The sequence below is a fragment of the Halomonas sp. GXIMD04776 genome, from assembly GCF_049808615.1.
Classification (GTDB): domain Bacteria; phylum Pseudomonadota; class Gammaproteobacteria; order Pseudomonadales; family Halomonadaceae; genus Modicisalibacter.
Genome location: NZ_JBNCAN010000002.1, coordinates 173624 through 198050 on the forward strand (window position 1 = coordinate 173624; position 24427 = coordinate 198050).

Genomic DNA, 24427 nt, shown 5'->3' on the forward strand with positions numbered 1-24427 from the left:
AACATGGCGGCATTTCATACTAATACGCCGCGAGGTTTCTTTTTTCGTGGTGAGTGGCAGGTGTGTTGATGGGAGAAACCATAAGATGGCAGATAGCGGCGTAAACAAGGGGAGACGCCGTTTCCTCGTCGGCGCGACCGCAGTGGTGGGAGCGGTCGGTGCAGTCGGGGTAGCGGTTCCCTTTTTGGCGTCTTGGCAGCCCAGTGCCAAGGCAAGAGCGGCAGGTGCCCCGGTCGAGGCCGATGTGTCCAAGCTGGAACCCGGCCAGCAGATGACCGTCGAGTGGCGCGGCAAACCGGTGTGGTTGGCACGCCGCGATGACGCCGCTATCGAACGCATCAAGGAAATCAATCCTTCGCAGCTCCGCGATCCCGAGTCCCAGGCACCGCAGCAACCCGATTACGTGGATCCGGTACTGCGTTCGATCAAACCTGAATACATCGTGCTGATCGGTATTTGTACGCATCTTGGCTGCGTGCCCTCCTATCGTCCCGAGCCTGGGGCCGCGGATCTCGGCGGCGACTGGCCTGGTGGTTACTTCTGTCCGTGCCATGGCTCGCGTTTCGATCTGGCTGGGCGGGTGTTCACCGGTGTGCCGGCGCCCTTGAATCTTCTGGTGCCGCCCTATCGTTTTGAGACCGACACGACCATCGTGGTCGGTGAAGATCAGGAGGCGAGCTGATGGCTAATCCGAACAAGGCCAAGGCCGATAGCGGTTTCATGCGCTGGGTGGATGATCGTTTTCCGGCCACTCAGATGTGGAAAGAGCATCTCGCCGAGTATTATGCGCCCAAGAACTTCAATTTCTGGTATTTCTTCGGTTCCCTAGCGATGCTGGTGCTGGTCAATCAGATCCTCACCGGTGTGTGGCTGACCATGAGCTACAACCCGACTGCCGAGGGGGCTTTTGCCTCCATTGAGTACATCATGCGTGATGTGGAATACGGCTGGCTCATACGCTATTTGCACTCCACTGGGGCCACGGCCTTCTTCGTGGTGGTCTATCTGCACATGTTCCGCGGCATGATGTATGGCTCCTACAAGGCACCTCGGGAATTGATATGGGTGTTCGGCATGTGCATCTACCTTGCACTGATGGCCGAAGCCTTCATGGGCTATCTGCTGCCCTGGGGTCAGATGTCCTATTGGGGCGCCCAGGTGATCATCTCGCTGTTCTCGGCGATCCCGGTGATCGGTGACGATCTGACTCAGTGGATTCGCGGCGACTACCTGATTTCCGGTATTACGCTGAACCGCTTCTTTGCCCTGCATGTGGTGGCATTGCCGATCGTCATCTTGGGACTGGTGGTCCTTCACATCATTGCCTTGCACGAGGTAGGGTCCAATAACCCCGACGGTATCGAGATCAAGGACAAGAAGGATGAGACCGGCAAGCCCCTCGATGGCATCCCGTTCCATCCTTATTACACCGTCAAGGATATCGTTGGCGTTGCCGTTTTCCTGTTCGTGTTCGCTGCGGTGATCTTCTACTTCCCGGAAGGGGGTGGATATTTGCTGGAGAAACCCAATTTCCAGCCTTCTGATCCGCTCGTGACACCCGCGCATATCGCGCCGGTCTGGTACTTCACGCCGTTCTACGCCATTTTGCGCGCCATCACCTTCTCGCTGTTCGGCCTCGACTCGAAGTTCTGGGGGGTGATCATGATGGGCGCGTCCATTGCCATTCTGTTCGTGCTGCCCTGGCTCGATCGCAGCCCGGTTCGTTCGATGCGTTACAAGGGCTGGATTTCTCGCATCATGCTGGGGCTGTTCGTGATCAGTTTCATCATACTGGGGTATCTGGGCACACAAGCGGTGTCTCCCGGGCGCACGTTGCTCGCCCAGGTCTGCACGGTCGTCTACTTCGCCTACTTCGTGCTGATGCCGATCTATACCCGGTTCGAGAAAACCAAACCGCTACCGGAAAGGGTGACTGGCTAATGAAAAAGCAACTATGTGCACTGCTCTTCGCGCTGGTACCCCTTACCGTGCTGGGGGCCGGTGAAGAAAATGTCCATCTCGACGAGATGAATCCTGACCTGCATGACAAGGCGTCATTGCAAAACGGCATGAAGCTCTTCACCAACTACTGCATGGGCTGCCATTCTCTCGAGTACCAGCGCTACAGCCGGGCGGCAGAGGATCTGGACATTCCCCAGGAACTGGTCGAGGAGAATCTCATTTTCGATGAGGATCTGGCCTTCAACGACCAGATGCGCGTCGCCATGGACGGAAACGATGCGGAAGGCTGGTTCGGTGCCGCGCCGCCCGACCTGAGCCTCACCGCGCGTCTGCGTGGCACGGATTGGATCTATACCTACCTGCGTAGCTTCTACAAGGATCCTGAGCGTCCTTGGGGCGTCAACAACACGGTATTCCCTTTGGTGGGTATGCCCAATGTGCTGGAGCCCTTGCAGGGTACTCAGGAAATGGTCTGTGCGCAGACTGAAAAGGCGACGGCACCGGATGCCGAGCTCGATCCGCTGTCGGGACTCTATAAATCCTGTCACGTGTTGCAGGTAACCGAGCCCGGCGAGATGGAGCCAGCGGAGTTCGATCAGGCCATGTGGGACCTGACCAACTTCCTGGCCTATGTCGGTGAGCCGTCAAAGCTGCAGGCTCAGTCACTCGGGCCCAAGGTGCTGATCTTCATCTTCATCTTCGGCGTGATCGCGTACTTCCTCAAGCGTGAATACTGGCGCGATATTCACTAGAAAATTGTGTCAGGGAGGGTAAAAGGGCGCATGGCTCATCCGTCATGCGCTCTTTTTGTATCGGATGTCGGTGTGGATCAACCTTGCTGAACCGAAGCCTGTCGATTTCGACTGTGTACGACACGCGGTTCGGGCTGACGTGTTATCATTCTGGCTTTGAATTCAAGCGAGGAAGTGTTTCATGGGTGTAGTGGCTAAACGGTCATCGATGACCTTCTATTCCGGTAGTCACGACCATTACAGCCATCGCGTGAGAATCGTGCTGGCGGAAAAAGGGGTCGCGGTGGATATCGTCGATGTCGATGAGGATAACCGGCCCGCCGAACTGGCGGATCTCAATCCGTACAACAGCGTCCCCACCTTGCTGGATCGTGATCTGGTGCTTTATGAGTCCAAAGTGATGATGGAGTACCTGGACGAGCGCTTTCCTCATCCGCCCTTGCTGCCCGTTTATCCCGTCGCTCGGGCCCAGAGTCGCTTATGGATGCACCGTATCGAGCGAGAGTGGTGCCCATTGGTGGAAGAGGTTCTCCACTCAGGCAAGAAGGATGCGGAGCGAGCCCGCAAAGAATTGCGCGAAAGCCTGATAGGGATCACCCCGATCTTCGACGATATGGACTTCTTCATGAGCGAAGATTTCTCGCTGGTCGATTGTTGCATTGCACCGATCCTCTGGCGTTTACCCATTCTGGGCATCGAGCTACCCGAGAAGCAGGTCACACCGCTGATCGGTTACATGGAGCGCTTGTTCAATCGGGATGCCTTCAAGGCGTCGCTGTCCGAGGCCGAGCGCGAAATGCGGCCCTGACAAGCGCATCAACGTGCCGTTGAAAAACGATCATCGATCACACATCAATTCCAAGGGGGCAAGCCATGCTGTCCAGTCGTCCCTATCTTGTTAGAGGCCTTTATGAATGGCTTCTGGATAATGAGTTAACACCGTACATCGTCGTCGATGCTGAGCGCGAGGCAGTGAGGGTGCCCCAGCAGTTCATACAGAATGGCCAGATCGTGCTCAATATTGCGCCCACCGCGGTACGCGAATTGAATATGGCGAACGATTTCCTCACCTTCGACGCGCGCTTTGGCGGACATCCAATGGAGGTTGTCGTGCCCTTTGATGCCTTGATTGCAATCTATGCGCGGGAGAACGGAGTGGGCATGGTGTTCGGTCATGAGCCGGTAATGCCCGGGCATGACGAGGCGGCGACGCAAGAAGCGAAGCAGGCGGAGGAGCGTCCTGCACTCGAGAGTGTGGATGTCGGCGAACAGGGCGCTACCCGGCAGAATGCCGACGAGAAAGAGGCCGGTAAGAAAGAACCCGATAAGAAAGGGCCCGGCAAGAAAAAGACGGACAAGGAACGGCCATCGCTACGCGTCATCAAATGACCACATTCCATGTCTGATCTGGTGCATGTGACTCAGCCTTACGCCATGAAGAAAAAAAGCGGATGATCTCGGTCATCCGCTTTTTTTCATGCTCGGAGAGAACTCAGTCGAGATAGTCGAAAATCTTGATGACGCGCTGTACGCCGCCTACCTTCGAAACGACATCGACCACACGCTGAGCCTCCTGGCGAGTCACCATCCCCATCAGGTAAACGGTGGCATTCTCGCTGATGACTTCCACATGGCGGGAATCGATATCTTCGCTGGCCGCCAGGCGGGTTTCGATGTTGGTTTCCAGCCAGTTGTCGGTCATGCGCTGGCTAAGCGGTAGATTGGCCGCCACCATCAGTTCGTTGTGTACCTGGCGTACCTGACGGGTATTGCGCGCGATCTCTCCGGCCTTGTCCTTGAGTTCCTGGCTGGGCACCTGACCGTACAACAACACCACGCCATTGTAGCTGTTGACGCCGACCCGTGCATCACCCAGGCGGGCATCGTTTTTCTCCATGGCATCCTGGATCTTGCTCTCGATGCTTCCATCCTCGACGCGCATGCCTGCGGTACGCGCGCCGTAATCCTCTCCTTCCGGAGACGGTGTGGTGGCGTTATTGATAACCGAGCATCCGCCGAGCCCCAATGCAAGGGCGAGTAGAACGGGGGTAAACAGTGGTTTTTTCATCGTCATCACTCGTTGCTGCCAAAAAGCTGTTCGTCGATAAGGTCGCACAGGCAGTGTATCACCAGCAGGTGGACCTCCTGGATGCGCGCGGTGGAAGTGGCCGGCACGCGAATCTCGCAATCGTCGCGGCCCAATAATGAAGCCATATCGCCCCCGTCGCGTCCGGTCAAGGCGATGACGGTCATATCCCGATCATGGGCTGCCTGAATCGCCTGAACCACATTGGGTGAATTGCCGCTGGTGGAGATCGCCAGAAGGATGTCTCCAGGTTGTCCCAGGGCTCGCACCTGTTTGGAAAACACCTCGTTGTAGCTATAGTCATTGGCGATCGATGTCAATGTCGAGGTGTCGGTAGTCAAGGCCAGGGCGGGAAGGCTCGGGCGTTCGCGTTCGAAGCGATTGAGCAGCTCCGAGGAGAAGTGCTGGCTGTCCCCGGCGCTGCCGCCGTTACCGCAGGTCAAGATCTTGCCTTCGCTGACCAGGCACTGAACCATCATCTGGCTGGCGACTTCGATGAAGGGGGGTAGCACTTCGCTGGCATAGGTCTTGGTATCGATGCTGGCGTTGAAGTGGTCAAGAATGCGCGCTTGAAAATCCATAGTGAGCCAAGGTCCAGTGACAGTCAGAACGCGTCGAAGGCGGCGCGTACCCAGGTGAACTCCAATTGTGGTGCGGTGCCGATGACACCCACTACATCGAAGCGGCATGCACATGATAGCCGGTTGCGCAGCAGATAAAAACGAGCGGCGCGAATCAAGCGGCGCTGCTTGGCGAGATTGACGGTCTCCAGCGGATGACCATGGCGGGTGTCGGCGCGATGACGCACCTCGACGAATACGAGGGTATCGCCATCGCGCATGATCAAATCAATTTCCCCGCCCTTGGCATGCTGGTTGCGGGCGACGAGGCTGAGGCCACGGGCCTCGAGCCAGTCTGCCGTGACGCCTTCGATCGCTTCGCCTCGGGAGCGCGCATCGTTACGGCGCCTCATCGACGGGCTCCAGGCTTGGGATGTTGTAGAGAGGAGGTTGAGGTACGCCGCTGACGAAACGTGCCCAGGGCAAGTCGCGGCGTATGCGTCGGTCGGGACCGGCACTCAAAGCGCCGGTGGCGCCATACAATTCATTGCTGGGTAACAGCTTGAACAAGGGCAGTCTGCGACCCAGCTCATAGGCATCGACGCCCATGGCATTGAGCTTGAACAGGGCGGGTTCGTTGTTGTCGCGCAATTCCTGGTAGCTTTCGGCAAAGGGCAGAGCATCGGTTCCGCCAACGGCGGCATCGGGAATCAGCCAGGGGATATCGATGAACGACACGCCATTGAGATCGTGATCGGCCTGCGGCTGTGGGCGTCCTTCGAACAGGTGCGAAGTAGCGTAAATGGGCAGGTCGCCGGCGTAGAAGAACTTCAGTGTCGGTGGTACCTGACGGGCATAATCAGGCAAGGCAAGCAGGAACAGCATGTCCAGGTCGCGCCGAGCGCGCTTGCCACGGACATCGAGGAGTGGGCGTACTGCGTTTGCCACCATTCCTTCGGGGTCGTAATCGATGGCGCTGGCTATTTCGCCACCCTGCTCCTGCCAGGTTTGCCGGAATGCTTCGCCGACACGACGACCCCAGGGGTTATTGGGTATCAGCATGCCGGCGAGGCGATGGCCATCCAGCCGGGCACGCCTGGCGACCTGGCGCGCCTCGTCCTCGGCGGACAAGCCGAACTGGAAAAGATCCTCGGCGTGGTTTTCTTCTGCAGTACCGTAATTGAGTGCCAGGGTGGGCAAGGGGACGTTGTTGCCAAGCTCCAGCCGTGACACCGTGTCCTTGTCGAGGGGGCCGATCACTACCTGAGCGCCGGCCATGGAGGCGCGGGCATAAAGTGTCTCCATGTCTGCGTCCCGGGTGTCGTAAAAGCTCAGTCGCGGTGTCTGCTCTCCTTGGTCCAGCGCATTCATGTGGCGTACCTGCATGCCCTGCCGAATGGCCTCGGCCACATTGGCCAGGGGGCCGGATTCGGGAAGAAAGACCGCGATATGACGTACATCCTGCCCACGCAACTCGCGCAGGGCTCGGAGATTGTCGGGCAGGCGTCTGGCGGCGGGGTGCTCGGGGAAGCGCTGCCGCCACTGCTCAATGCGTGTGAACAGGCGATCCACGTCACCACCGTTGCGGCGCTGCACCTTGATCAGGGCCACCCAGCCTCGAGCGATGTCATCACCGGAGCGCGCCAACTGGTCAAGAGAAGGGCCACGCAGGCGGGTCATTTGGCGCCAGATGTCATCATTGAGATCGAAGGGCGCCTGTTGCCGTTGCAGGTCGATCAACTGTTCGGCAGCGTCGGCCGGTTGTCCGGTCAATCCCAGTGCCAGGCCACGGCGATACTTGAGCGTCTGGGCGTCGTCGTCAGGTATCGTCAGGTTGTAATCCAGAATGGACGTTGCCTGCAGGACGCTCTGGCCATCTTCCTGATCCAGACCAAGATACGACAGCAGCAGTGCCCAGCGCAGGCGGGCCGCGTTTTGAAGTTGTATCGAATCGATATCGCCGGCGATCTGCAGGGCCTGCGCCTTGTCACCGCGACGTGCTAGGATGTCGGCGGCCTCGAGCCGTGTCAGCGCCGCTTCTCGAGCGCTCTGGCCTTGTGCCTGGCGCAGCAACTCGGCAGGTTCCTTGCTCACCTGGGCGGGTTCCATCATCTGTTGCTGAGCGGCACAGCCGACCATCAAAAGCGCTACCAAGCCTGCGCTAAGTAGCCGTCGCAGTGATTTGTGCATGGTGTCCGTTTCCTTGTCCTTCACGGAGTTCGATTCGATAACGATGAGTTCAACCGGTAGGGAAACACGCCTTCGACGAGCGCCAACGACAACGTTCTACTTCGAGATTGAACCATGACCGCATCTGCCAGTGGCACATTGTACGTGGTGGCCACGCCGATTGGTAACCTCGATGATCTCTCGCCGCGAGCCGTGCGAACATTGGAAAGCGTTGCCCTGGTTGCCGCTGAAGATACCCGGCATTCGGCGCGACTGCTACAGCATCTTGGACTCCATATCCCGCTGCTGTCATTGCACGAACACAACGAGGCCGGACGGGTCGATCAGCTTTTCGACCGCCTTGCACAAGGTGACGATCTGGCCTTGATCAGCGATGCGGGGACACCACTGATCTGTGACCCCGGCTTTGTGCTGGTGCGTGAACTGCGGCAGCGCGGAGCCCGGGTCGTGCCGATTCCCGGCCCCTGTGCTTTGATTGCCGCGCTTTCCGCTGCTGGCCTGCCCACGGATCGCTTTCTCTTTGCCGGCTTCTTGCCCGCCAAGGAGGGCGCCCGGCGAACCCGGATCCAGGCGCTGAGCGAGCATGAAGAAACGCTGGTATTTTATGAGTCCCCGCACCGCATCCATGCCTCTCTGGCCTCGTTTGATGCGCTGTTGGGAGAGCGCCGGCTGGTGCTGGCCAGGGAGCTGACCAAGACCTTCGAGACGTTTCTCGAAGGCACTGCCGCTCAGTTGCTGGGGCGCATGGCGGAAGATCCGAATCAGTCCCGGGGGGAGTTCGTCATCATGGTGGCGGGCGCGCCGGCGCAGATCAGTGAGACGACGACCCTGGATGCCCAGGCGCTACTGAGTGCGTTGCTTGAAGAAGGCGTCGGCGTCAAGCAGGCTGCTGCGGTGGTTGCCCGACTCATGGGAGGACGCAAGAGGGACTGGTACGAACAGGCGCTGGCCCTCAAGGGAGGCAATTAAGGGATGCTATTGTTAAGGCATCCTGGGCGCTGCTATTCTTGCGCGCTTGGAAGCTGGCCAGACAGTCGCCGCCGGTCATTGATCGGGGGAGGAAAGTCCGGGCTCCATAGGGCAGGGTGCCAGGTAACGCCTGGGCGGCGCGAGCCGACGGAAAGTGCAGCAGAGAGTAGACCGCCCAAGCAGCGCAAGCTGCCGGCAAGGGTGAAAGGGTGCGGTAAGAGCGCACCGCGCGCCTGGTAACAGTGCGTGGCAAGGTAAACCCCACCCGGAGCAAGACCGAATAGGCCCCCAGCGCTGTGGCCCGCAGCGGGGGCGGGTAGGTTGCTTGAGCCCAGTGGTGACGCTGGGCCTAGATGAATGACTGTCCACGACAGAACCCGGCTTATCGGCCAGCTTCCATCCTGACATTTCAACGCTCGTTCGAGAACCGCATGCCGCATAGCGTAAATGGCTCATCTTCACCTACCGACTATCGTCATGCCAGCGTGCTACTCGAAGGGGCCGTCGATACCCTGATCCACGATGCCGATGGGGTGTATCTGGACGGCACCTTCGGCCGTGGCGGGCATGCGCGGGCCATCCTTGCGCGTCTGGGCGGCGGTGGGCGTCTTCTGGCCATTGACCGCGATCCGCAGGCCTTGGCCGAGGCCCGCCGCATCAAAGATCAACGTTTTTCGATGCATGCCGATATCTTCAGTCGTCTGGGCGATATCGCCCGGGAGCAAGGTGTGCACGGACAACTTGCAGGCATACTGCTGGATGTGGGCGTGTCCTCACCGCAACTCGACGATCCCGAGCGTGGCTTCAGTTTTTTGCGTGATGGCCCGCTCGACATGCGTATGGACCCGGACAGTGGTGAAAGTGCCGCGCAGTGGTTGAGCCATGCCAGCGAAAGCGACATCGCCTGGGTGTTCAAGACCTATGGGGAAGAGCGCTTTGCCAAGCGCATGGCCCGCGCCATCGTCGAACGGCGGCGTCAGGCGCCCATTACCCGTACCGGTGATCTGGCAGAGCTGCTCAAGGCGGCTCATCCTGCATGGGAGAAAGGCAAGCATCCGGCGACCCGCGCCTTTCAGGCGCTGCGCATCCATGTCAATCGTGAACTCGAGGAGTTGGATGTCGCGCTGGAGGCGGCCCTGGCGGCTCTGGCGCCGGGGGGGCATCTGGTGGTGATCAGCTTTCACTCTCTCGAGGACCGTCGGGTCAAACGCTTCATCCGTCATCATGTGCGCGGTGACACACATCTTCCCCGAGGCATGCCGGTACGCGACGATCAACTGGCGCGTCGCCTCGAACCCCTGGGCAAGGCCCGTCGTCCGGGGCGAGAGGAAGTCGAGGACAATCCAAGGGCTCGTAGTGCTGTGATGCGAGCGGCTCGCAAAATCAACTGAAGGCCATGGTGCAAAAACGAGTAAAAGCGTCGACGAGTGTGACGAAACAACTTTTAGGCTGGCGACAACTACTGGTGCTGTTGTTGGTGGGGGTGGTGTTGGCCAGCGCTCTAGCGGTGATTACCTGTGCCCACTTCACCCGCGTGGAGTATGCGCGCCTGCAGCAGCTCGAGCGGAAACAGGATCAGTTGCAAACTGAATGGGGACAACTGCTGCTGGAAGAAAGCACCTGGTCGGCACCTTCCCGCATCGAGCGCCTGGCCAGTGAACGCCTCGGCATGCACGTGCCGGAACTGACGGAGATCAGGGTGATTCGCCGATGAGTAAGTCGTCAAGCGAGGGTTCGTCTCGTGCGCAGACGGCGCCAATGGGCAGTGCCCGCTATCGCTTCATGGTATTTCTGGTCTTGCTGGCCTTGGCGGCCCTGGTGGGGCGTATCGTCGATCTGCATGTGATCGACCGTCTGTTTTTGCAGGGTCAGGGCGATGCTCGCACCCTGCGTGTCGAGACCATCGATGCGCACCGCGGCATGATCACCGGTCGGCACGGCGATCCTCTGGCGATCTCGACACCGGTGGTCAGCCTCTGGGCCAATCCGGAGGAGCTGCCTGAGGATGGTGTGCAGCGCACCCTGCTGGCCACGGCGCTGAACATGAGTCCGGGTCAACTCGATGAGCGCATCGAACAATATTCCGACCGCGAGTTCATGTACCTGCGTCGCCGCATGACGCCGGCCAAGGCTCAACCGATACTCGATTTGAAAATTCCGGGTGTCTATCCCCAGCACGAATACAAACGCTACTACCCGTCCGGTGAAGTGGCGGCGCAACTGGTCGGTGTGACCAACGTCGATGACCGTGGCCAGGAGGGGGTGGAGCTTGCCTACAACGGCTTTCTCGCCGGCGAGCCGGGCAAGCGCCGGGTGATCAAGGATCGCAAGGGACGCTTGGTGCGCGATCTGCATTTGCTCAAGGAGGCCAAGCCTGGGGGCAATCTCACCCTGGCGGTGGACCTGCGCCTCCAGTACATGGCCTATCGCGAGCTGAAAGCCGCCGTGGATGAAAACGACGCCGATGGCGGTACTCTGGTGATGATGGATGCACGCACCGGCGAGGTGCTGGCGATGACCAATCTGCCTTCCTACAATCCCAACAATCGTGTCGAGATCGATGCCAACGGCTTACGCAATCAGGCGGTCACCGATGCCTTCGAGCCGGGGTCGGTGATGAAACCCTTGGCGATGTCCGCCGCACTGGAAACCCAACGCTTTTCACCGCAGACGGTGATCGATACGGCGCCGGGGTATATGCGCCTGGATAATTACACCATTCGTGATTTTCGCAACTACAAGGATTTGTCCATGGCGGGAATCCTGTTGCACTCCTCCAACGTGGGTATGTCCCGGGTCGCCCTGCAATTGCCCGATGATGCCATCTGGAATCGTTATCACGCGCTTGGTTTCGGTCAGGCGCCGGGCACCGGGTTTCCGGGGGAAACGACGGGCAGCCTGCCCACGCCGTTTGGCTGGTCGGATAGCAAGCGTGCCTCCATGGCCTATGGCTACGGCGTCTCCGTTTCCGCGATGCAACTGGCCAGCGCCTATACGGCGATCGCCAATGACGGCAAGCGATTGTCACCGTCTCTGCTCAAGCAGCCTTCACCGCCGGAAGGTGAGCAGGTGATATCGCCAGGGGTCGCCAATGATCTGTTGCACATGCTCGAGGCCATCGTTCAGCCCAACGCCGGTGGATCTCGGGCAGCGGTACCCGGTTATCGTATCGCTGGCAAGACCGGCACGGTGCGCAAGGTCACCTCGAGCGGTTATCAAAAGACCGCCTATCGTTCGCTGTTCGCCGGTATCGCCCCGGTCTCCGATCCGCGTATCGTGACCGTGGTGATGGTGGATAATCCCAAGAAGGGCGACTATTACGGTGGCCTGGTCGCGGCACCGGTATTCAGTCGTGTGGTGGGCAAGGCGTTACGTTTGCTCGATGTTCTTCCCGACAAGCAGGAGGCGTTGGAGTAATGCAGGTCACCCATGAACGGCTGGCAGCAACCTTGGCGGTCCTCTGGCCGGAGATTCGTTTGCCGGCATCGTTGGACCTGGACGCTACACAGACACTCACACTGTCCCGGGACAGTCGTGCTCTCGCCACGAATACCGGTCCTGCGGTATTCATCGCCGTCCCCGGTGTGCAGGTCGATGGACGCCGATTCATTGATCAAGCGCTCGAGGGGGGGGCAGTACTGGTGCTGGCCGAGGCCGGCGCTGCGTTTGAAGAGCGTCATGCAGCCCAGGAGCGAGTGCTGTCGCTGCCGGGCTTGAGCCACGCCCTGGGCGAGCTGGGGCGCTTACTGTTCGATGTGCCGGAAAACCTCGAACTGATCGGAGTCACCGGCACCAATGGCAAGAGTTCCGTGACCCACTACATCGCAGCGCTCTCGGAAAGATTGGGGTGTCCTGCGGGCGTAATCGGTACCCTTGGATGGGGACGGGCAGGGCAGTTGATCGACAGTGGCCAGACCACACCGGGCCCTTTGGAGCTGCAAGCGGCACTGGGCAGCATGGCCGGGGATGGTGTCAAGCGCGTGGCCGCGGAGGTCTCCTCCCACGCGCTGGAGCAAGAGCGTCTGCTGGGCTGTCGTGTCACGGCGGCGGTATTCACCAACCTGTCTCGGGATCATCTCGATTATCACGCCAGCATGGCGGCCTACGCCGCCGCCAAGGCGCGTCTATTCAAACGGCGCGAACTCAGGCTCGCCGTCGTCAATGCCGACGACTCCCTGACACGATTGATGCTCGCCGGATTGCCTCAGGGCGTGCGCGTGCTGGCCTGTGGCGAACAGGAGGCGACCACGTTTCGGGTGCTCGACTGGCATCCTCATGCCAGTGGCCAGCGCGTGCTGATCGCGACGCCTGACGGTGAACGAGCCTTGGAAATGGCCCTCATGGGGCGCTTTAATCTTGATAATGTCCTGCTGGCCATGGCGGTACTCTACGGCTTGGGCGAGGATCTTGACGGTTTGTGTGAGGCTGCCTGCGAACTCTTGCCGGTTCCCGGGCGCATGCAGACCGTCAGTCGCCACGGCATGCCCACGGTGGTAGTGGATTATGCCCATACGCCGGATGCGCTGAGCAATGCCCTGAGCGCCCTGCGTGCGCATTTGCCGGGCGATGGCCATGACGATACGCATGCCGAGGTCAGTGATAGCGCCAAGCTATGGTGTGTGTTCGGCTGTGGCGGCGATCGCGACAGCGGCAAGCGGCCGCTGATGGCAGAGGCGGTGCAGCCCCTGGCAGACCGAGTGGTGATCACCGACGACAATCCCCGCGGCGAGAATCCGGCAACGATTCGTGAGCAGATTCTGCGGGGCTTGTCTCCGGCGGATCGGGAAAGAGCCTGGTGCATTGATGGACGCGGCAATGCCATCGACCGGACAATCAAGGAGGCGGGCAATAATGATGTCATCCTGATTGCCGGTAAGGGGCATGAGAACTATCAGGAGATTCAGGGCCAGCGCACGCCTTTTTCCGATCAGGAGTGGGCCGAAGCGGCGCTGGCCAAACGTGGAGTGCCAACATGAAGGCCTGTGGCCTGGAAACCCTCAAGATGATCGCCGCTGCGCTGGAGCGGCATTGGCCCGGCGACGATGCTCAGGTCAACGCCATCGTTACCGATACTCGGGCCTTGCAGCCCGGTGATGTTTTTCTGGCGCTGGTCGGGGAGCGCTTCGACGCTCACGATTTTCTCGCCGAGGCCCGTGAGAAGGGCGCTGTAGCTGCTATCGTTTCCCGCCCGGTCGACGATGCCTTGCCGCAGTTGCAGGTCGTCGATACACGATTGGCCCTGGGGCTTCTAGGTCAGGCCCGTCGCCGCTGCTGGGGCGGCCCCTTGGTCGCCATCACCGGTAATAGTGGCAAGACAACCGTCAAGGAGATGCTCGCGGCGCTACTGCGTCGGCATGGCGCTACGCTGGCCACCCGCGGCAATCTCAATAACGACATCGGTGCGCCGCTGACGCTCTTGAACCTCACTCGCGACCATCATCAGGCGGTGGTAGAGCTGGGAGCCAACCATCTGGGCGAGATCGCCTGGACCACGACGCTGGCACAGCCGCAAGTCGTGGTGATCACCAATGTCACCGGGGCGCATGTGGGTGAGTTCGGCGGTATGGGCCAGATTGCCCAGGCCAAGGCCGAGATTCTGACCGGTTTGAACGAGGATGGCGTGGCGGTACTCAATCGCGACGATGTCTTCTATCCGTTCTGGCGACAATTGGCCGGCACGCGAACGGTCCTCGATTTCGGTCTTTCCGAGTCGGCGCGGGTGCAGGGGATTGAGCTGGCTTGTGATAAAAACGGGCGTTATTCTTTCACACTTATGTATGATGGCGTCATTCTGGGACGGGTGAGTCTGGCCCTGCTTGGTGTGCATAGCGTACGTAATGCGCTGGCCGCCGCCGCCGCGGCTCTTGTCATGGGGGTGGCCGGTGAGGAGGTCGTCGCAGGCCTGGGTGAGCTCGAGGCGCTTCCCGGCCGGATGACGCCCGTGGAAGGCATGCGCGGGTCTCGTTTGCTTGATGATACCTACAACGCCAATCCCGGCGCGATGAAGGCCGCCCTCGATGTACTGGCGCAAATGCCGGCGCCTCGTTGGTGTTTTCTCGGGGCCATGGGGGAATTGGGCACGGCGTCCGCTGCGTTGCACGCCGAGGTAGGTCAGCATGCTCGCCGGTTGGGTATCGATTTTCTCGGCACCCTGGGAGCCGAGGCGGAGCCTGCAGCGCTCGCCTTTGGCAGCGGAGGATGTCATTTCTCGAATTGGGAGACGCTTCTGCGTCATGCCCAGGACCATCTACCCTCCGGGGCCAGCGTGCTGGTCAAGGGGTCGCGTAGCGCCGGCATGGAAAGGCTGATTGCCGCGCTACGTGTAGATCAATCAAGGTGAACGCACGACATGTTGCTTTATTTAGCACAGGTTCTAAGCGCCTATCAAAGCGCTTTTACGGTTTTTGAATATCTGACATTACGCGCCGTTCTCGGTACGCTCACCGCTCTTCTGTTATGTCTATGGTTCGGGCCCATGATGATTCGGCGTCTGGTGGAGCGACAGATTGGTCAGGCGGTGCGCGACGACGGGCCTCAGTCGCATCTTTCCAAGGCCGGTACGCCGACCATGGGCGGCGCCATGATTCTTGTGGCGATGGCGATCAGTACGCTGTTGTGGGGCGATCTTGGCAATCACTATGTGTGGCTGGCATTGATCGTCACGCTGGGTTTTGGTGCGATCGGCTGGGTCGATGATTACCGCAAGGTAGTGGAGAAGAACCCCCGCGGCTTGCCGGCACGCTGGAAATATTTCTGGCAGTCGGTGCTGGGGCTTGGTGCAGCCGTATTCCTTTACGTGAGCGCGGCGGGACCGGTAGAAACCAGTCTGATCGTGCCGTTGTTCAAGGAGGTCGTGATCCAGCTCGGATTCTTCTACATCCTGCTGACCTATCTGGTCATCGTCGGCAGTTCCAACGCGGTCAATCTCACCGATGGTCTCGATGGCCTGGCCATCATGCCGACGGTCATGGTGGCGATGGGGCTGGCGGTGTTTGCCTATGCCAGCGGTAATGCCGTATTCGCTGAGTATTTGCACATTCCCAGCGTTCCGGGAGCCGGCGAATTGGCGGTATTCTGTGGCACCATCGCCGGCGCGGGATTGGGTTTTCTCTGGTTCAATACCTATCCGGCCCAGGTTTTCATGGGAGACGTCGGCGCCCTGGCGCTGGGCGCGGCCCTCGGGATCGTGGCAGTGGTAGTGCGTCAGGAAATCGTACTGTTCGTGATGGGCGGTGTCTTCGTCATGGAAACCGTGTCGGTGATTCTGCAGGTGGGTTCCTATAAGCTCACGGGACGGCGTATCTTTCGCATGGCGCCCTTGCATCATCACTTCGAGCTCAAGGGCTGGCCCGAGCCACGGGTGATCGTGCGCTTCTGGATCATCACCGTCGTGTTGGTCTTGATGGGGCTGGCGACACTCAAGATCCGTTGACAGCGAAACGCGCTCGTCACTTTGTAACGTTGGAATATCGATGTCACGGGTACCCCAGGGACATACACTGATCGTCGGGCTTGGCCTCTCCGGACGCGCCATTGCCCGCCATCTGACGCGTCTGGGGTCGCCCTTCATGGTGGCGGATACGCGGTCGGCGCCACCGGGACTGGAGGCATTTCGTGCCGACCATCCGAAGGTGCCCGTCCATTGCGGTCCGTTGACCGATCTCGATCTCTGCCAGGCATCGGAGGTGGTGCTCAGCCCCGGTGTCGATCCTTGCACACCCGGGCTAAAGACGCTCTGGGAGCGTTCGCGAGTCGCTGCCGACGGGTCGAAAGACCAGGGGTTGAAAAGAAGGGCGCCGAACATTCTGGGCGAGATTGCCTTGTTCGTACGTCAGTGCAAGGCACCGATTGCCGCCATCACCGGCTCCAATGCCAAGTCCACGATGACCACCTTGCTTGGAGAAATGGCAAGCGAAGCCGGCCTGCGGGTTGCCGTGGGTGGCAACCTGGGTACGCCGGCTCTTGATCTGCTGCACGATCACCCGGATGCGGAGCTGTTCGTGCTCGAGCTCTCGAGCTTTCAACTCGAGACGACGCCGCGACTGGGCGCAACCACGGCAGCCTTTCTCAATCTTTCCGAGGATCATCTCGATCGCCACGGCGACATGTCGAGCTACCGCGCCGCCAAGCTGGGCATCTTTCGGGGGGCGGCCCACGCCCTGGTGAATGGGGAAGATCCATTGACCTGGCCCCAGGACGCTGGCTTGAGGTGTGAGAGGTTTACCACTCAGCCCCCGCGCGCAGGGGAATGGGGTATTGCCGAGCATGACGACGGGGCGGGAGCGCGCCCCTGGTTGATGCGTGGCGCAGAGCCGCTGATGGCCGTGTCTGAAATGCGTCTGCCGGGGCGCCACAACCAGGCCAATGCCTTGGCGGCGATGGCCATGGGGCATCGATTGGGAGTGCCGCTGGCCGCCATGCGACGTGTTCTGATGCGCTTTTCCGGTCTGCCGCATCGCGGTGAGCTGGTCGGGGATGCGCAAGGAGTGCGCTGGATCAATGATTCCAAGGGGACCAATGTGGGGGCTACGCTGGCGGCGATTGCGGGCCTCGGTGCGACGCTGGAAGGCAAACTGATCTGGCTTGGAGGGGGGCAGGGCAAGGGTGCGGATTTCTCCCCGTTGAAGGTGCCGTTACAGCAGTATGCCCGGGAGGCCATCGTGTTCGGTGCCGATGCGCCGCGTCTGGCGTCCGTCCTTGAGGGTTCGATGCCGGTAACCCGCACCCAGGATATGCAACAAGCACTGGAACGCGCAGCGACCATCGCCCGTCCAGGCGACTGCGTGCTGTTGTCGCCGGCCTGCGCCAGTCTCGATCAATTCGTGGATTACCTGGCTCGAGGCGAGGCCTTTCGTGCCTGGGTCGTCCGTCATATCGCCGTTCTTGCTGACCAGGAGCCTTCATGAAGCGTTGGGTAGCGCGTTTTTCGACCGCCGGGCAGCCCTTCGACGGCTGGTTGATGTTGTCGGTCTCGACCCTGCTGTTGATCGGCCTGGTCATGGTCACTTCCGCCTCGACAGAGGTGGCCACGGGACTGACCGGCAACCCGTTCTATTACGGCATTCGTCATGGTGTCTTCGTGCTTTTCGCCGTAGCGCTGGCATCGGCGGTACTGCTGATTCCGCTGACCTGGTGGCAAGATAATGGCCCCTGGTTATTGCTGGCCGGTATCGGGCTATTGATTCTGGTGCTGCTGGTGGGAACCGAAGTCAACGGCAGCAAGCGTTGGATCCCATTGGGCCCGATCAATGTTCAGGCCTCGGAGCTGGCCAAGCTGTTCTTGATCGTCTACGTCGCAGGGTATCTGGAGCGCTTCCTGCCAGGTGTCCGACGCCATCTATGGGAGTTTACCAAGCCGCTGATGGTGCTTCTGCCGATAGCCGTACTGCTCATTTTCGAGCCCGATTATGGGGCCTTGGTGGTCATGACCAGCAGTGTCATGGGTATGCTGCTATTGGCCGGGGCGCCGTTGTTACGCTTTATTCTATTGATGACAGTGGTGCTGTTGCTCGGGGGCTACGTCGCCATTGCCGAACCCTATCGACTGGAGCGCATCACCAGTTTCGCCGATCCTTGGGCCGACATGTACGATTCGGGCTATCAGTTGACCCAGGCGCTGATCGCCTATGGTCGTGGCCACTGGTTCGGGCTGGGATTGGGAGATAGCGTTCAAAAGCTGTTCTATCTGCCGGAAGCGCACACCGACTTCGTTTTCGCCGTGATCGCCGAGGAGCTTGGGCTGGTAGGAGCAGTCACGGTGATTGGATTTTTCGCGCTGCTGGTGTATCGCGCACTCGCTATCGGCCGGCGGGCCGAACTGACTCGATTGCCGTTCGCGGCCTACCTCAGCTACGGTATCGCCCTGGTGTTCGGCGCTCAGGCGTTCATCAATATCGGGGTGAGTACCGGCATGCTGCCGACCAAGGGGCTGACATTGCCCTTGCTGAGTTACGGTGGATCGAGTCTGGTGATCAGTTGCATCATGGTTGCCCTGTTGTTGCGCGTGGATATCGAGACACGCCGCCTGACTCGCTATGCGAATGCCCGGCAACAGGTCAAAGGAGTGCCCGCCCAGTGACATCACTGTCTTCATCACACTCATCGGTGCAGGGCGTCCCCGCGCGCAGAGTGCTGATCATGGCCGGTGGTACCGGAGGCCATGTGATTCCAGCGCTATCGCTGGCCCATGCCCTCATTGCCCAGGGGGTTCGTGTCGAATGGCTGGGTAGTCCGCGTGGCATCGAGAATCGTCTGGTGCCGGCGGCGGATATTCCTCTTCATCGTATCGATATCGCCGGATTGCGGGGCAATGGCCTGGTTGGCTGGCTGGCGGTGCCCTGGCGTCTCACTCGGGCCGTAGCCCAGGCCTGGCGAATCTTGCAGACCTATGATCCACACCTGGTGGTGGGCATGGGCGGTTTTGCCAGCGGTCCCGGCGGCCTGGCGGCCTGGCTATCGCGCCGCGCATTGATCGTTCATGAGCAGAATGCCGTGGCCGGCATGACCAATCAGGCCTTGTCGCGGTTGGCGGCGCGGGTCTATGCCGCGTTCCCCGGAGCTTTTCGCAAGGCCGGCAAGGCCCATCAGGAAGTCGTCATCGGCAATCCCGTACGCAGCGAGATCGCTGCTCTGGGCGAGCGACCACGCTCTGCCGGCGAGATGATGGGACGGCCATTGCGTATTCTGGTGGTGGGCGGCTCCCTCGGGGCCCAGGCACTCAACGAGTGTGTGCCCCAGGCGCTCGCTCGGCTTCAAGAAAAACAGCAAGAACAGGAGAAGGAAGTCGAGGGCGCAATGCCCGAGATTCGCCATCAGGCCGGGCGCGACAAAGAAGAAGTTACTCAGGAAGGCTACTCCGCGGTCGGCGTCGAGGCTCAGGTCAGTGACTTCATCGACGCCATGGCCGATGCCTACGAGTGGGCCGATCTGGTCATCTGCCGTGCCGGTGCCTTGACCATTGCCGAACTCGCCGCGGCTGCCAAACCTTCCTTGTTGGTGCCTTACCCGCATGCGGTGGACGATCATCAGACCGAGAACGCTCGGCATCTGGTCGTTGCCGGTGCTGCCATATTGATGCCTCAGAATACGCTGAATGCGGCTTCGCTCGCTGATAGGCTGGCGACCGTACTCGACCCCGAACGTCTTGCCACCATGGCGGTTGCCGCACGCGGCTGCGCCCATCTCGATGCTGTCGAGCGCTTGGTGGCAGGCTGCATGGAGATCGGCTTTGAGTGACAACAGTTCTTCTATCTCGTATCAGCAAACCGGCTCCGCGCGGGTTGCCAGTGGCCTAGGCATGCGGCGTATCCGACGCATCCACTTCATCGGTATCGGGGGGGCCGGCATGTGCGGCATCGCCGAGGTACTGGCCAATCAGGGCTACCAGGTCAGCGGCACCGACCTCAAGGAGTCGCCGGTTACCCGTCACCTGCGTGACGGCGGCATACGCATCGCTATCGGTCATGCCGCTAGCCATGCCGAGGGTGCCGACGTGATCGTGGTATCCACCGCGGTGGATCAGGATAATCCCGAGATCGTTTGGGCGCATGAACATCGCGTTCCCGTGGTGCGCCGGGCCGAGATGCTGGCGGAGCTGATGCGCTTTCGTCACGGCATCGCGGTAGCCGGGACGCACGGCAAGACCACTACCACCAGTCTCACTGCCACACTGTTGGCGGAGGGTGGGCTCGATCCAACCTTCGTGATCGGCGGCAAGCTGACCAGCGCCGGCACCAATGCGCGATTAGGCGAAGGGGAGTACCTGGTGGCCGAAGCCGACGAATCCGATGCGTCGTTTCTTCATCTGCAGCCGATGGTCGCCATCGTCACCAATGTCGATGCAGATCACATGGCGACCTATGCCGGCGACTTTTCGCGCCTCAAGGACACCTTCATCGAATTCCTGCACAACCTGCCTTTCTATGGTCTGGCGATCCTGTGTCTCGACGATGACAACCTGCGTGGGTTGATGAGCCGCGTGCAGCGTCAGTTCGTGACTTACGGTTTTAGCGCCGATGCGGATTATCGTATCGTCGATTTCGTGCAGGAGAGTGGTGAGATCCACTTCACCGCACTGCGTCCGGAAGGGCATGCCCCGCTCACGGTGCGCCTGGCGATGCCGGGAGAGCACAACGCTCAGAATGCCTTGGCAGCGATTGCAGTAGCCACCGATGCCGGGGTGGACGATGCCGCCATTCTGCGGGGGCTGGCCGGCTTTGCCGGGGTTGGTCGGCGCTTTCAGGTGCACGGTAACTTCGCCTTGGGCGTGCAGCAAGACCTCGAGCAAGGCCAGAAACAGGCCCAGGAACAAAGCCAGGGCGAGGTCATGCTGGTCGACGACTATGGGCATCATCCGCGCGAGGTCGAGATGGTCATTCGGGCGGTACGCGCCGGTTGGCCCAGGCGCCGCCTAGTGATGGTCTATCAGCCGCATCGTTACTCGCGGACCCATGATCTTTACGAGGATTTCGTCCGCGTGCTCTCCGGGGTCGATACATTGCTGCTGCTCGATGTCTATAGCGCCGGCGAGGCGCTCATCCCGGGGGCGGAAGGGCGCACTCTGGCGGGGTCGATACGTCAGCGGGGTGACGTCGATCCGCTGTTCGTCGAGCACAAGGGAGAGCTGCCGCGGCTGCTTTCTCGTATATTGCGCGACGGCGATATTCTGATCACCCAGGGGGCCGGCGATATCGGGGGCATTTCCCTCGCGCTGGCGGCCAGCCAGTTGCAGTTTGACAAGGTAAAGCTATGAACGATGAGAAATGGGAGCCGTCGAATCCCAACGATTTTGGTCGGGTGGTCGTGCTTTATGGCGGCGATTCTGCAGAACGAGAAGTCTCTCTACTCAGCGGCAAGGCGGTTCTGGCGGCCCTGAAACGCAGCGGTCTCGATGTGCGTGGTTACGATCTGGCCGCCGGAGGTCTGACCGGGCTAGAAGCGCTGGCGCCGGATCGCGTGTTCATCGCCTTGCATGGCCGTGGTGGCGAGGATGGCACTCTGCAAGGGGCCCTCGAACTGCTGAAGATCCCCTATACCGGTAGTGGCGTTCTGGCCTCGGCACTCGGCATGGATAAGCAACGTACCAAGCAGCTTTGGCACTCGCTGGAACTGCCAACGCCGCAAAGCATCACGCTCACCCCCGACGCCGAGTGGGAGCAGGTGGTGGAGTGCTTGGGGCTGCCGCTGGTGGTCAAGCCGGTGCATGAAGGCTCGACCCTGGGAATCAGTATCGTCGATAGTCTCGATGCCTTGAAATCGGCTTATCAAGAAGCAGCACGTTTCGATGCTGCGGTAATGGCCGAACGCTTCATTGCGGGTGAGGAATATACCGTGTCGCTGCTGGGCAACAAGGTGCTGCCGGCAATCCGTGTCGAGGTGCCCAGCGGTTTCTATGACTACGAGGCCAAATATCATTCCAACGAGACGCTTTATCATATCCCCTGCGGATTGAGTGACGAGCAGGAGCGCGAACTGGGGCAGCTATGTCGCCAGGCGTTCGAGGCACTGGGATGTCGCGGCTGGGGACGCGTCGACGTCATGCGAGATGCCCAGGGGCAATTTTGGCTGCTCGAGGTCAATACCGTGCCGGGAATGACCGATCATAGTCTGGTTCCTCAGGCGGCGGCCCATGCCGGGCTGGATTTCGACGCTTTGGTATTACGTATCCTTGCTACGACACTGAATAAGTGAGTTCAATGGCATCTGCTGGATCGCGTGGCAAGACTCTGGGTCTGCTCCTTTTGATCGTTCTGCTGGGTGCGGGCGGGCGGGCGTTGTGGTTGTGGCTCGATCGCCCCATCGAGCGGGTGTCGATCAGTGGTGATTTGAGTTATGTCAGCGCCAACTATTTACGCGAGCAGCTGGCACCGTTGGTTCAAGGACAAAGCTGGCTGTCGGTGAATCTTGCTGAGTTGCGCCGACGAGCGCGGGAAATCGACTGGTTATCCGAGGTGCGGGTATCGCGCCACTGGCCGGATGCCTTGATGTTCGAACTCTATGAGCAGGAACCGGTGGCGCGCTGGAACGATGAATTGCTCATCAACTCGCGTGGCGTGCCGTTTCAGCGCGGAGATGTAACGGTGCCGGACGATCTCCCTGATTTGGCAGGGCCTATTGGCAGCGGCGCGGAAGTATTAGCGCTACTCGATCAATTGAAACGTCGTTTTGCGCCATTGAAGTTCGAAGTGACTCAGTTGAGACTCGAAGATCGCGGTGCCTGGCGTTTTCAGGTCGACGATAATATTTGGGTCATGTTGGGGCGCAATCAACACGATTCACGCCTGGCAAGATTCATGGCGGCCTGGAAACGACAACTTGTATCTAAAGCGTCGCAGATTCGCTACATCGATCTTCGTTATCCTAATGGAATCGTTGTTGCCTGGCATGGCGAAACAGAAGTGGAAGTACCACAACGTTAATACGCACTATAACTTTTTAGCGCCAGCCGCCGATAATCAAAGGTATAGGGTATTTCTTTCGGTAAAAAATACCCGTATTCTAACGCTGGATTTGTATACGGGCTGGATAAATAATAATCGTTGATTTTATAATCGAGCCTTGTTTTTTAATCGTGTATTAATAGTTTTCCAACTATAGCAAAGAGTGAGGAGTGATCCCGACCCATGGCAGGACAATCCAATGCTTCCAATATGGTGGTTGGGCTGGATATCGGGACGTCCAAGGTCGTAGCGATTGTCGGTCAACCCACGGACGATGGGGGGCTCGAAATTGCTGGAATTGGCTCGCATCCCTCTCGTGGCATGAAGAAAGGCGTGGTCATCAATATCGAATCCACCGTGCTGTCCATTCAGCGTGCCGTGGAAGAAGCCGAACTGATGGCCGGCTGCGATATTCATTCGGTTTATGTGGGGGTCGCGGGCAGTCATATTAGCTCGATGAACTCCGATGGCGTGGTGGCGATCAAGGAACGCGAAGTGACGCCTTCCGATATCGATCGCGTCATCGACTCGGCCCGTGCCCGAGCTATTTCGGAAGGACAACGCATTCTTCACGTGCTCCCCCAGGAGTTTGCCATCGATACCCAGGAGGGTATTCGCGAACCCTTGGGGATGTCTGGCGTTCGACTCGAGGCGCGGGTGCATCTTGTGACCGCGGCGCTCAACGCCGTCCAGAACATTGAAAAATGTGTGCGTCGTTGTGGCCTGGAAGTCGATGACATCATTCTTGAACAGCTAGCCTCGAGCCATGCGGTATTGACCGAGGACGAGCGTGAACTGGGTGTCTGTATGGTCGATATCGGTGGTGGTACTACCGATATTGCCGTCTTCACCGAAGGGGCCATTCGCCATACGGCGGTGATCCCCATTGCCGGCGATCAGGTGACCAACGATATCGCCATGGCGTTACGTACGCCGACACAATATGCCGAGGACATCAAGGTCAAGTACGCCTGTGCGCTGACCCAACTGGCCTCGAGCGATGAAATGATAAAGGTTCCCAGCGTGGGGGATCGTCCGGCTCGGGATTTGTCGCGCCAGGCCCTTGCTGAGGTGGTCGAGCCGCGTTATGAGGAGCTGTTCACCCTGATACGCGAGGAACTGCGACGGAGTGGTTTCGAGGATCTCGTCGCCGCGGGCGTCGTGCTGACCGGCGGAACGTCGCGCATGGAAGGTGTGGTGGAGCTGGCAGAAGAAATCTTTCATATGCCGGTGCGTATTGCCTGTCCGCAGAATGTTCGCGGTCTGGCGGATGTGGTACGCAATCCGATTTATTCGACCGGGGTGGGTTTGCTACTCTACGGTATGCGCGAGGCCAAGCATGGACGGTCTTCGACCGTAGCGGCCCAGCCCCGGAGGGAAGAGGGCTCACGGCGTGCCATCGCGGATGAAGCCTCAACGCTGAAACGGGTCAAAAGCTGGTTTAAAGGTAATTTCTGACAGGGGTCGTAA

At 59.9% G+C, this 24427-nt stretch carries 23 protein-coding genes and 1 other RNA gene; 20 read left to right on the forward strand and 4 right to left on the reverse strand.

Translation table 11 applies throughout. The annotated features are described in order from the left end of the window. Positions 1–85 precede the first annotated feature (85 nt). From petA to ACPF7Z_RS02170, 5 genes are all read left to right on the forward strand, one after another. Entirely contained in the window at positions 86–682 is a 597-nt protein-coding gene (petA, locus tag ACPF7Z_RS02150; RefSeq protein ID WP_425191510.1) for a ubiquinol-cytochrome c reductase iron-sulfur subunit, read from the forward strand. Continuing rightward, positions 682–1941, forward strand: coding sequence for a cytochrome b (locus tag ACPF7Z_RS02155; protein ID WP_425191511.1), 1260 nt, complete (start codon positions 682–684; stop codon positions 1939–1941). The genes petA and ACPF7Z_RS02155 overlap by 1 nt, the downstream gene beginning before the upstream one ends. Beyond that, on the forward strand, positions 1941–2714 hold the full coding sequence (locus ACPF7Z_RS02160) for a cytochrome c1 (protein WP_425191512.1): 774 nt from the start codon (positions 1941–1943) through the stop codon (positions 2712–2714). Before ACPF7Z_RS02155 ends, ACPF7Z_RS02160 begins: the two co-directional genes overlap by 1 nt. Before the next feature lie 181 nt (positions 2715–2895). After that, positions 2896–3522 carry a stringent starvation protein SspA gene (gene sspA / locus ACPF7Z_RS02165; RefSeq protein WP_425191513.1) on the forward strand — a complete coding sequence of 209 codons (627 nt, stop codon included), beginning with the start codon at positions 2896–2898 and terminating at the stop codon, positions 3520–3522. Between the two features lie 65 nt (positions 3523–3587). After that, positions 3588–4103 carry a ClpXP protease specificity-enhancing factor gene (locus tag ACPF7Z_RS02170; protein WP_425191514.1) on the forward strand — a complete coding sequence of 172 codons (516 nt, stop codon included), beginning with the start codon at positions 3588–3590 and terminating at the stop codon, positions 4101–4103. A gap of 103 nt (positions 4104–4206) precedes the next feature. On the opposite strand, the gene ACPF7Z_RS02175 is transcribed toward ACPF7Z_RS02170, so the two are convergent. From ACPF7Z_RS02175 to ACPF7Z_RS02190, 4 genes are read right to left on the reverse strand one after another with little or no spacing between them, the layout of a single operon-like run. Beyond that, positions 4207–4782, reverse strand: a complete 576-nt coding sequence (locus ACPF7Z_RS02175; protein ID WP_425191515.1) for a BON domain-containing protein — start codon at positions 4780–4782, stop codon at positions 4207–4209. Positions 4783–4787: 5 nt separating this feature from the next. Further along, a complete protein-coding gene (locus ACPF7Z_RS02180) occupies positions 4788–5381 on the reverse strand; it encodes a phosphoheptose isomerase (protein WP_425191516.1) in 594 nt (197 codons plus the stop codon). 23 nt (positions 5382–5404) lie between these two features. Continuing rightward, positions 5405–5773 (reverse strand): YraN family protein, encoded by a 369-nt coding sequence (locus tag ACPF7Z_RS02185; protein ID WP_425191517.1) that lies wholly within the window; start codon positions 5771–5773, stop codon positions 5405–5407. Continuing rightward, complete coding sequence (locus tag ACPF7Z_RS02190) at positions 5760–7550, reverse strand: penicillin-binding protein activator (RefSeq protein ID WP_425191518.1); 1791 nt, start codon at positions 7548–7550, stop codon at positions 5760–5762. The genes ACPF7Z_RS02185 and ACPF7Z_RS02190 overlap by 14 nt, the downstream gene beginning before the upstream one ends. Positions 7551–7664: 114 nt before the next feature. On the opposite strand from ACPF7Z_RS02190, the gene rsmI reads away from it, so the two are divergent. The 15 genes from rsmI to ftsA all read left to right on the forward strand — a co-directional run bounded on the left by rsmI (position 7665) and on the right by ftsA (position 24415). Next, on the forward strand, positions 7665–8519 hold the full coding sequence (rsmI, locus tag ACPF7Z_RS02195; protein ID WP_425191519.1) for a 16S rRNA (cytidine(1402)-2'-O)-methyltransferase: 855 nt from the start codon (positions 7665–7667) through the stop codon (positions 8517–8519). Between the two features lie 49 nt (positions 8520–8568). After that, positions 8569–8920: RNase P RNA component class A (rnpB, locus tag ACPF7Z_RS02200), an RNA gene on the forward strand. A gap of 30 nt (positions 8921–8950) precedes the next feature. Then, a complete protein-coding gene (gene rsmH / locus ACPF7Z_RS02205) occupies positions 8951–9910 on the forward strand; it encodes a 16S rRNA (cytosine(1402)-N(4))-methyltransferase RsmH (protein ID WP_425191520.1) in 960 nt (319 codons plus the stop codon). Positions 9911–9948: 38 nt separating this feature from the next. Next, positions 9949–10233: a cell division protein FtsL gene (gene ftsL / locus ACPF7Z_RS02210; protein ID WP_425191521.1), complete on the forward strand. Its 285-nt coding sequence runs from the start codon at positions 9949–9951 to the stop codon at positions 10231–10233. Further along, entirely contained in the window at positions 10230–11936 is a 1707-nt protein-coding gene (locus ACPF7Z_RS02215) for a peptidoglycan D,D-transpeptidase FtsI family protein (protein WP_425191522.1), read from the forward strand. The genes ftsL and ACPF7Z_RS02215 overlap by 4 nt, the downstream gene beginning before the upstream one ends. Next, a complete protein-coding gene (locus ACPF7Z_RS02220) occupies positions 11936–13495 on the forward strand; it encodes a UDP-N-acetylmuramoyl-L-alanyl-D-glutamate--2,6-diaminopimelate ligase (RefSeq protein ID WP_425191523.1) in 1560 nt (519 codons plus the stop codon). The genes ACPF7Z_RS02215 and ACPF7Z_RS02220 overlap by 1 nt, the downstream gene beginning before the upstream one ends. Next, the gene (locus ACPF7Z_RS02225) at positions 13492–14859 is read left to right on the forward strand and encodes a UDP-N-acetylmuramoyl-tripeptide--D-alanyl-D-alanine ligase (protein WP_425191524.1); all 1368 of its coding nucleotides are present in this window, start codon (positions 13492–13494) and stop codon (positions 14857–14859) included. The genes ACPF7Z_RS02220 and ACPF7Z_RS02225 overlap by 4 nt, the downstream gene beginning before the upstream one ends. A gap of 9 nt (positions 14860–14868) precedes the next feature. Next, entirely contained in the window at positions 14869–15951 is a 1083-nt protein-coding gene (gene mraY / locus ACPF7Z_RS02230; RefSeq protein WP_425191525.1) for a phospho-N-acetylmuramoyl-pentapeptide-transferase, read from the forward strand. 40 nt (positions 15952–15991) lie between these two features. Continuing rightward, the gene (gene murD / locus ACPF7Z_RS02235) at positions 15992–17425 is read left to right on the forward strand and encodes a UDP-N-acetylmuramoyl-L-alanine--D-glutamate ligase (protein WP_425191526.1); all 1434 of its coding nucleotides are present in this window, start codon (positions 15992–15994) and stop codon (positions 17423–17425) included. After that, complete coding sequence (gene ftsW, locus ACPF7Z_RS02240) at positions 17422–18597, forward strand: putative lipid II flippase FtsW (protein WP_425191527.1); 1176 nt, start codon at positions 17422–17424, stop codon at positions 18595–18597. The genes murD and ftsW overlap by 4 nt, the downstream gene beginning before the upstream one ends. Before the next feature lie 59 nt (positions 18598–18656). Next, a complete protein-coding gene (gene murG / locus ACPF7Z_RS02245) occupies positions 18657–19754 on the forward strand; it encodes an undecaprenyldiphospho-muramoylpentapeptide beta-N-acetylglucosaminyltransferase (RefSeq protein ID WP_425191557.1) in 1098 nt (365 codons plus the stop codon). Positions 19755–19815: 61 nt separating this feature from the next. Beyond that, entirely contained in the window at positions 19816–21270 is a 1455-nt protein-coding gene (gene murC, locus ACPF7Z_RS02250; RefSeq protein WP_425191558.1) for a UDP-N-acetylmuramate--L-alanine ligase, read from the forward strand. After that, the gene (locus tag ACPF7Z_RS02255) at positions 21267–22208 is read left to right on the forward strand and encodes a D-alanine--D-alanine ligase (RefSeq protein WP_425191528.1); all 942 of its coding nucleotides are present in this window, start codon (positions 21267–21269) and stop codon (positions 22206–22208) included. The genes murC and ACPF7Z_RS02255 overlap by 4 nt, the downstream gene beginning before the upstream one ends. 5 nt (positions 22209–22213) lie before the next feature. Beyond that, on the forward strand, positions 22214–22936 hold the full coding sequence (locus tag ACPF7Z_RS02260) for a cell division protein FtsQ/DivIB (protein ID WP_425191529.1): 723 nt from the start codon (positions 22214–22216) through the stop codon (positions 22934–22936). A gap of 204 nt (positions 22937–23140) precedes the next feature. Next, complete coding sequence (ftsA, locus tag ACPF7Z_RS02265) at positions 23141–24415, forward strand: cell division protein FtsA (RefSeq protein WP_425191530.1); 1275 nt, start codon at positions 23141–23143, stop codon at positions 24413–24415. Positions 24416–24427 lie beyond the last annotated feature (12 nt).

Excerpts from the sequence above, each read along its gene's own strand:
- ACPF7Z_RS02180 (WP_425191516.1), bottom strand. The coding sequence starts at position 5,381 with ATGGATTTTCAAGCGCGCATTCTTGACCACTTCAACGCCAGCATCGAT.
- ACPF7Z_RS02160 (WP_425191512.1), top strand. The coding sequence starts at position 1,941 with ATGAAAAAGCAACTATGTGCACTGCTCTTCGCGCTGGTACCCCTTACC.
- ACPF7Z_RS02155 (WP_425191511.1), top strand. The coding sequence starts at position 682 with ATGGCTAATCCGAACAAGGCCAAGGCCGATAGCGGTTTCATGCGCTGG.
- ACPF7Z_RS02225 (WP_425191524.1), top strand. The coding sequence starts at position 13,492 with ATGAAGGCCTGTGGCCTGGAAACCCTCAAGATGATCGCCGCTGCGCTG.
- ACPF7Z_RS02185 (WP_425191517.1), bottom strand. The coding sequence starts at position 5,773 with ATGAGGCGCCGTAACGATGCGCGCTCCCGAGGCGAAGCGATCGAAGGC.
- ACPF7Z_RS02190 (WP_425191518.1), bottom strand. The coding sequence starts at position 7,550 with ATGCACAAATCACTGCGACGGCTACTTAGCGCAGGCTTGGTAGCGCTT.
- ftsA (WP_425191530.1), top strand. The coding sequence starts at position 23,141 with ATGGCAGGACAATCCAATGCTTCCAATATGGTGGTTGGGCTGGATATC.
- murD (WP_425191526.1), top strand. The coding sequence starts at position 15,992 with ATGTCACGGGTACCCCAGGGACATACACTGATCGTCGGGCTTGGCCTC.
- murC (WP_425191558.1), top strand. The coding sequence starts at position 19,816 with ATGCGGCGTATCCGACGCATCCACTTCATCGGTATCGGGGGGGCCGGC.
- ACPF7Z_RS02175 (WP_425191515.1), bottom strand. The coding sequence starts at position 4,782 with ATGAAAAAACCACTGTTTACCCCCGTTCTACTCGCCCTTGCATTGGGG.
- ACPF7Z_RS02215 (WP_425191522.1), top strand. The coding sequence starts at position 10,230 with ATGAGTAAGTCGTCAAGCGAGGGTTCGTCTCGTGCGCAGACGGCGCCA.
- murG (WP_425191557.1), top strand. The coding sequence starts at position 18,657 with ATGGCCGGTGGTACCGGAGGCCATGTGATTCCAGCGCTATCGCTGGCC.
- mraY (WP_425191525.1), top strand. The coding sequence starts at position 14,869 with ATGTTGCTTTATTTAGCACAGGTTCTAAGCGCCTATCAAAGCGCTTTT.
- ftsW (WP_425191527.1), top strand. The coding sequence starts at position 17,422 with ATGAAGCGTTGGGTAGCGCGTTTTTCGACCGCCGGGCAGCCCTTCGAC.
- sspA (WP_425191513.1), top strand. The coding sequence starts at position 2,896 with ATGGGTGTAGTGGCTAAACGGTCATCGATGACCTTCTATTCCGGTAGT.
- ACPF7Z_RS02255 (WP_425191528.1), top strand. The coding sequence starts at position 21,267 with ATGAACGATGAGAAATGGGAGCCGTCGAATCCCAACGATTTTGGTCGG.
- petA (WP_425191510.1), top strand. The coding sequence starts at position 86 with ATGGCAGATAGCGGCGTAAACAAGGGGAGACGCCGTTTCCTCGTCGGC.
- ACPF7Z_RS02220 (WP_425191523.1), top strand. The coding sequence starts at position 11,936 with ATGCAGGTCACCCATGAACGGCTGGCAGCAACCTTGGCGGTCCTCTGG.
- ACPF7Z_RS02170 (WP_425191514.1), top strand. The coding sequence starts at position 3,588 with ATGCTGTCCAGTCGTCCCTATCTTGTTAGAGGCCTTTATGAATGGCTT.
- ACPF7Z_RS02260 (WP_425191529.1), top strand. The coding sequence starts at position 22,214 with ATGGCATCTGCTGGATCGCGTGGCAAGACTCTGGGTCTGCTCCTTTTG.
- rsmI (WP_425191519.1), top strand. The coding sequence starts at position 7,665 with ATGACCGCATCTGCCAGTGGCACATTGTACGTGGTGGCCACGCCGATT.
- rsmH (WP_425191520.1), top strand. The coding sequence starts at position 8,951 with ATGCCGCATAGCGTAAATGGCTCATCTTCACCTACCGACTATCGTCAT.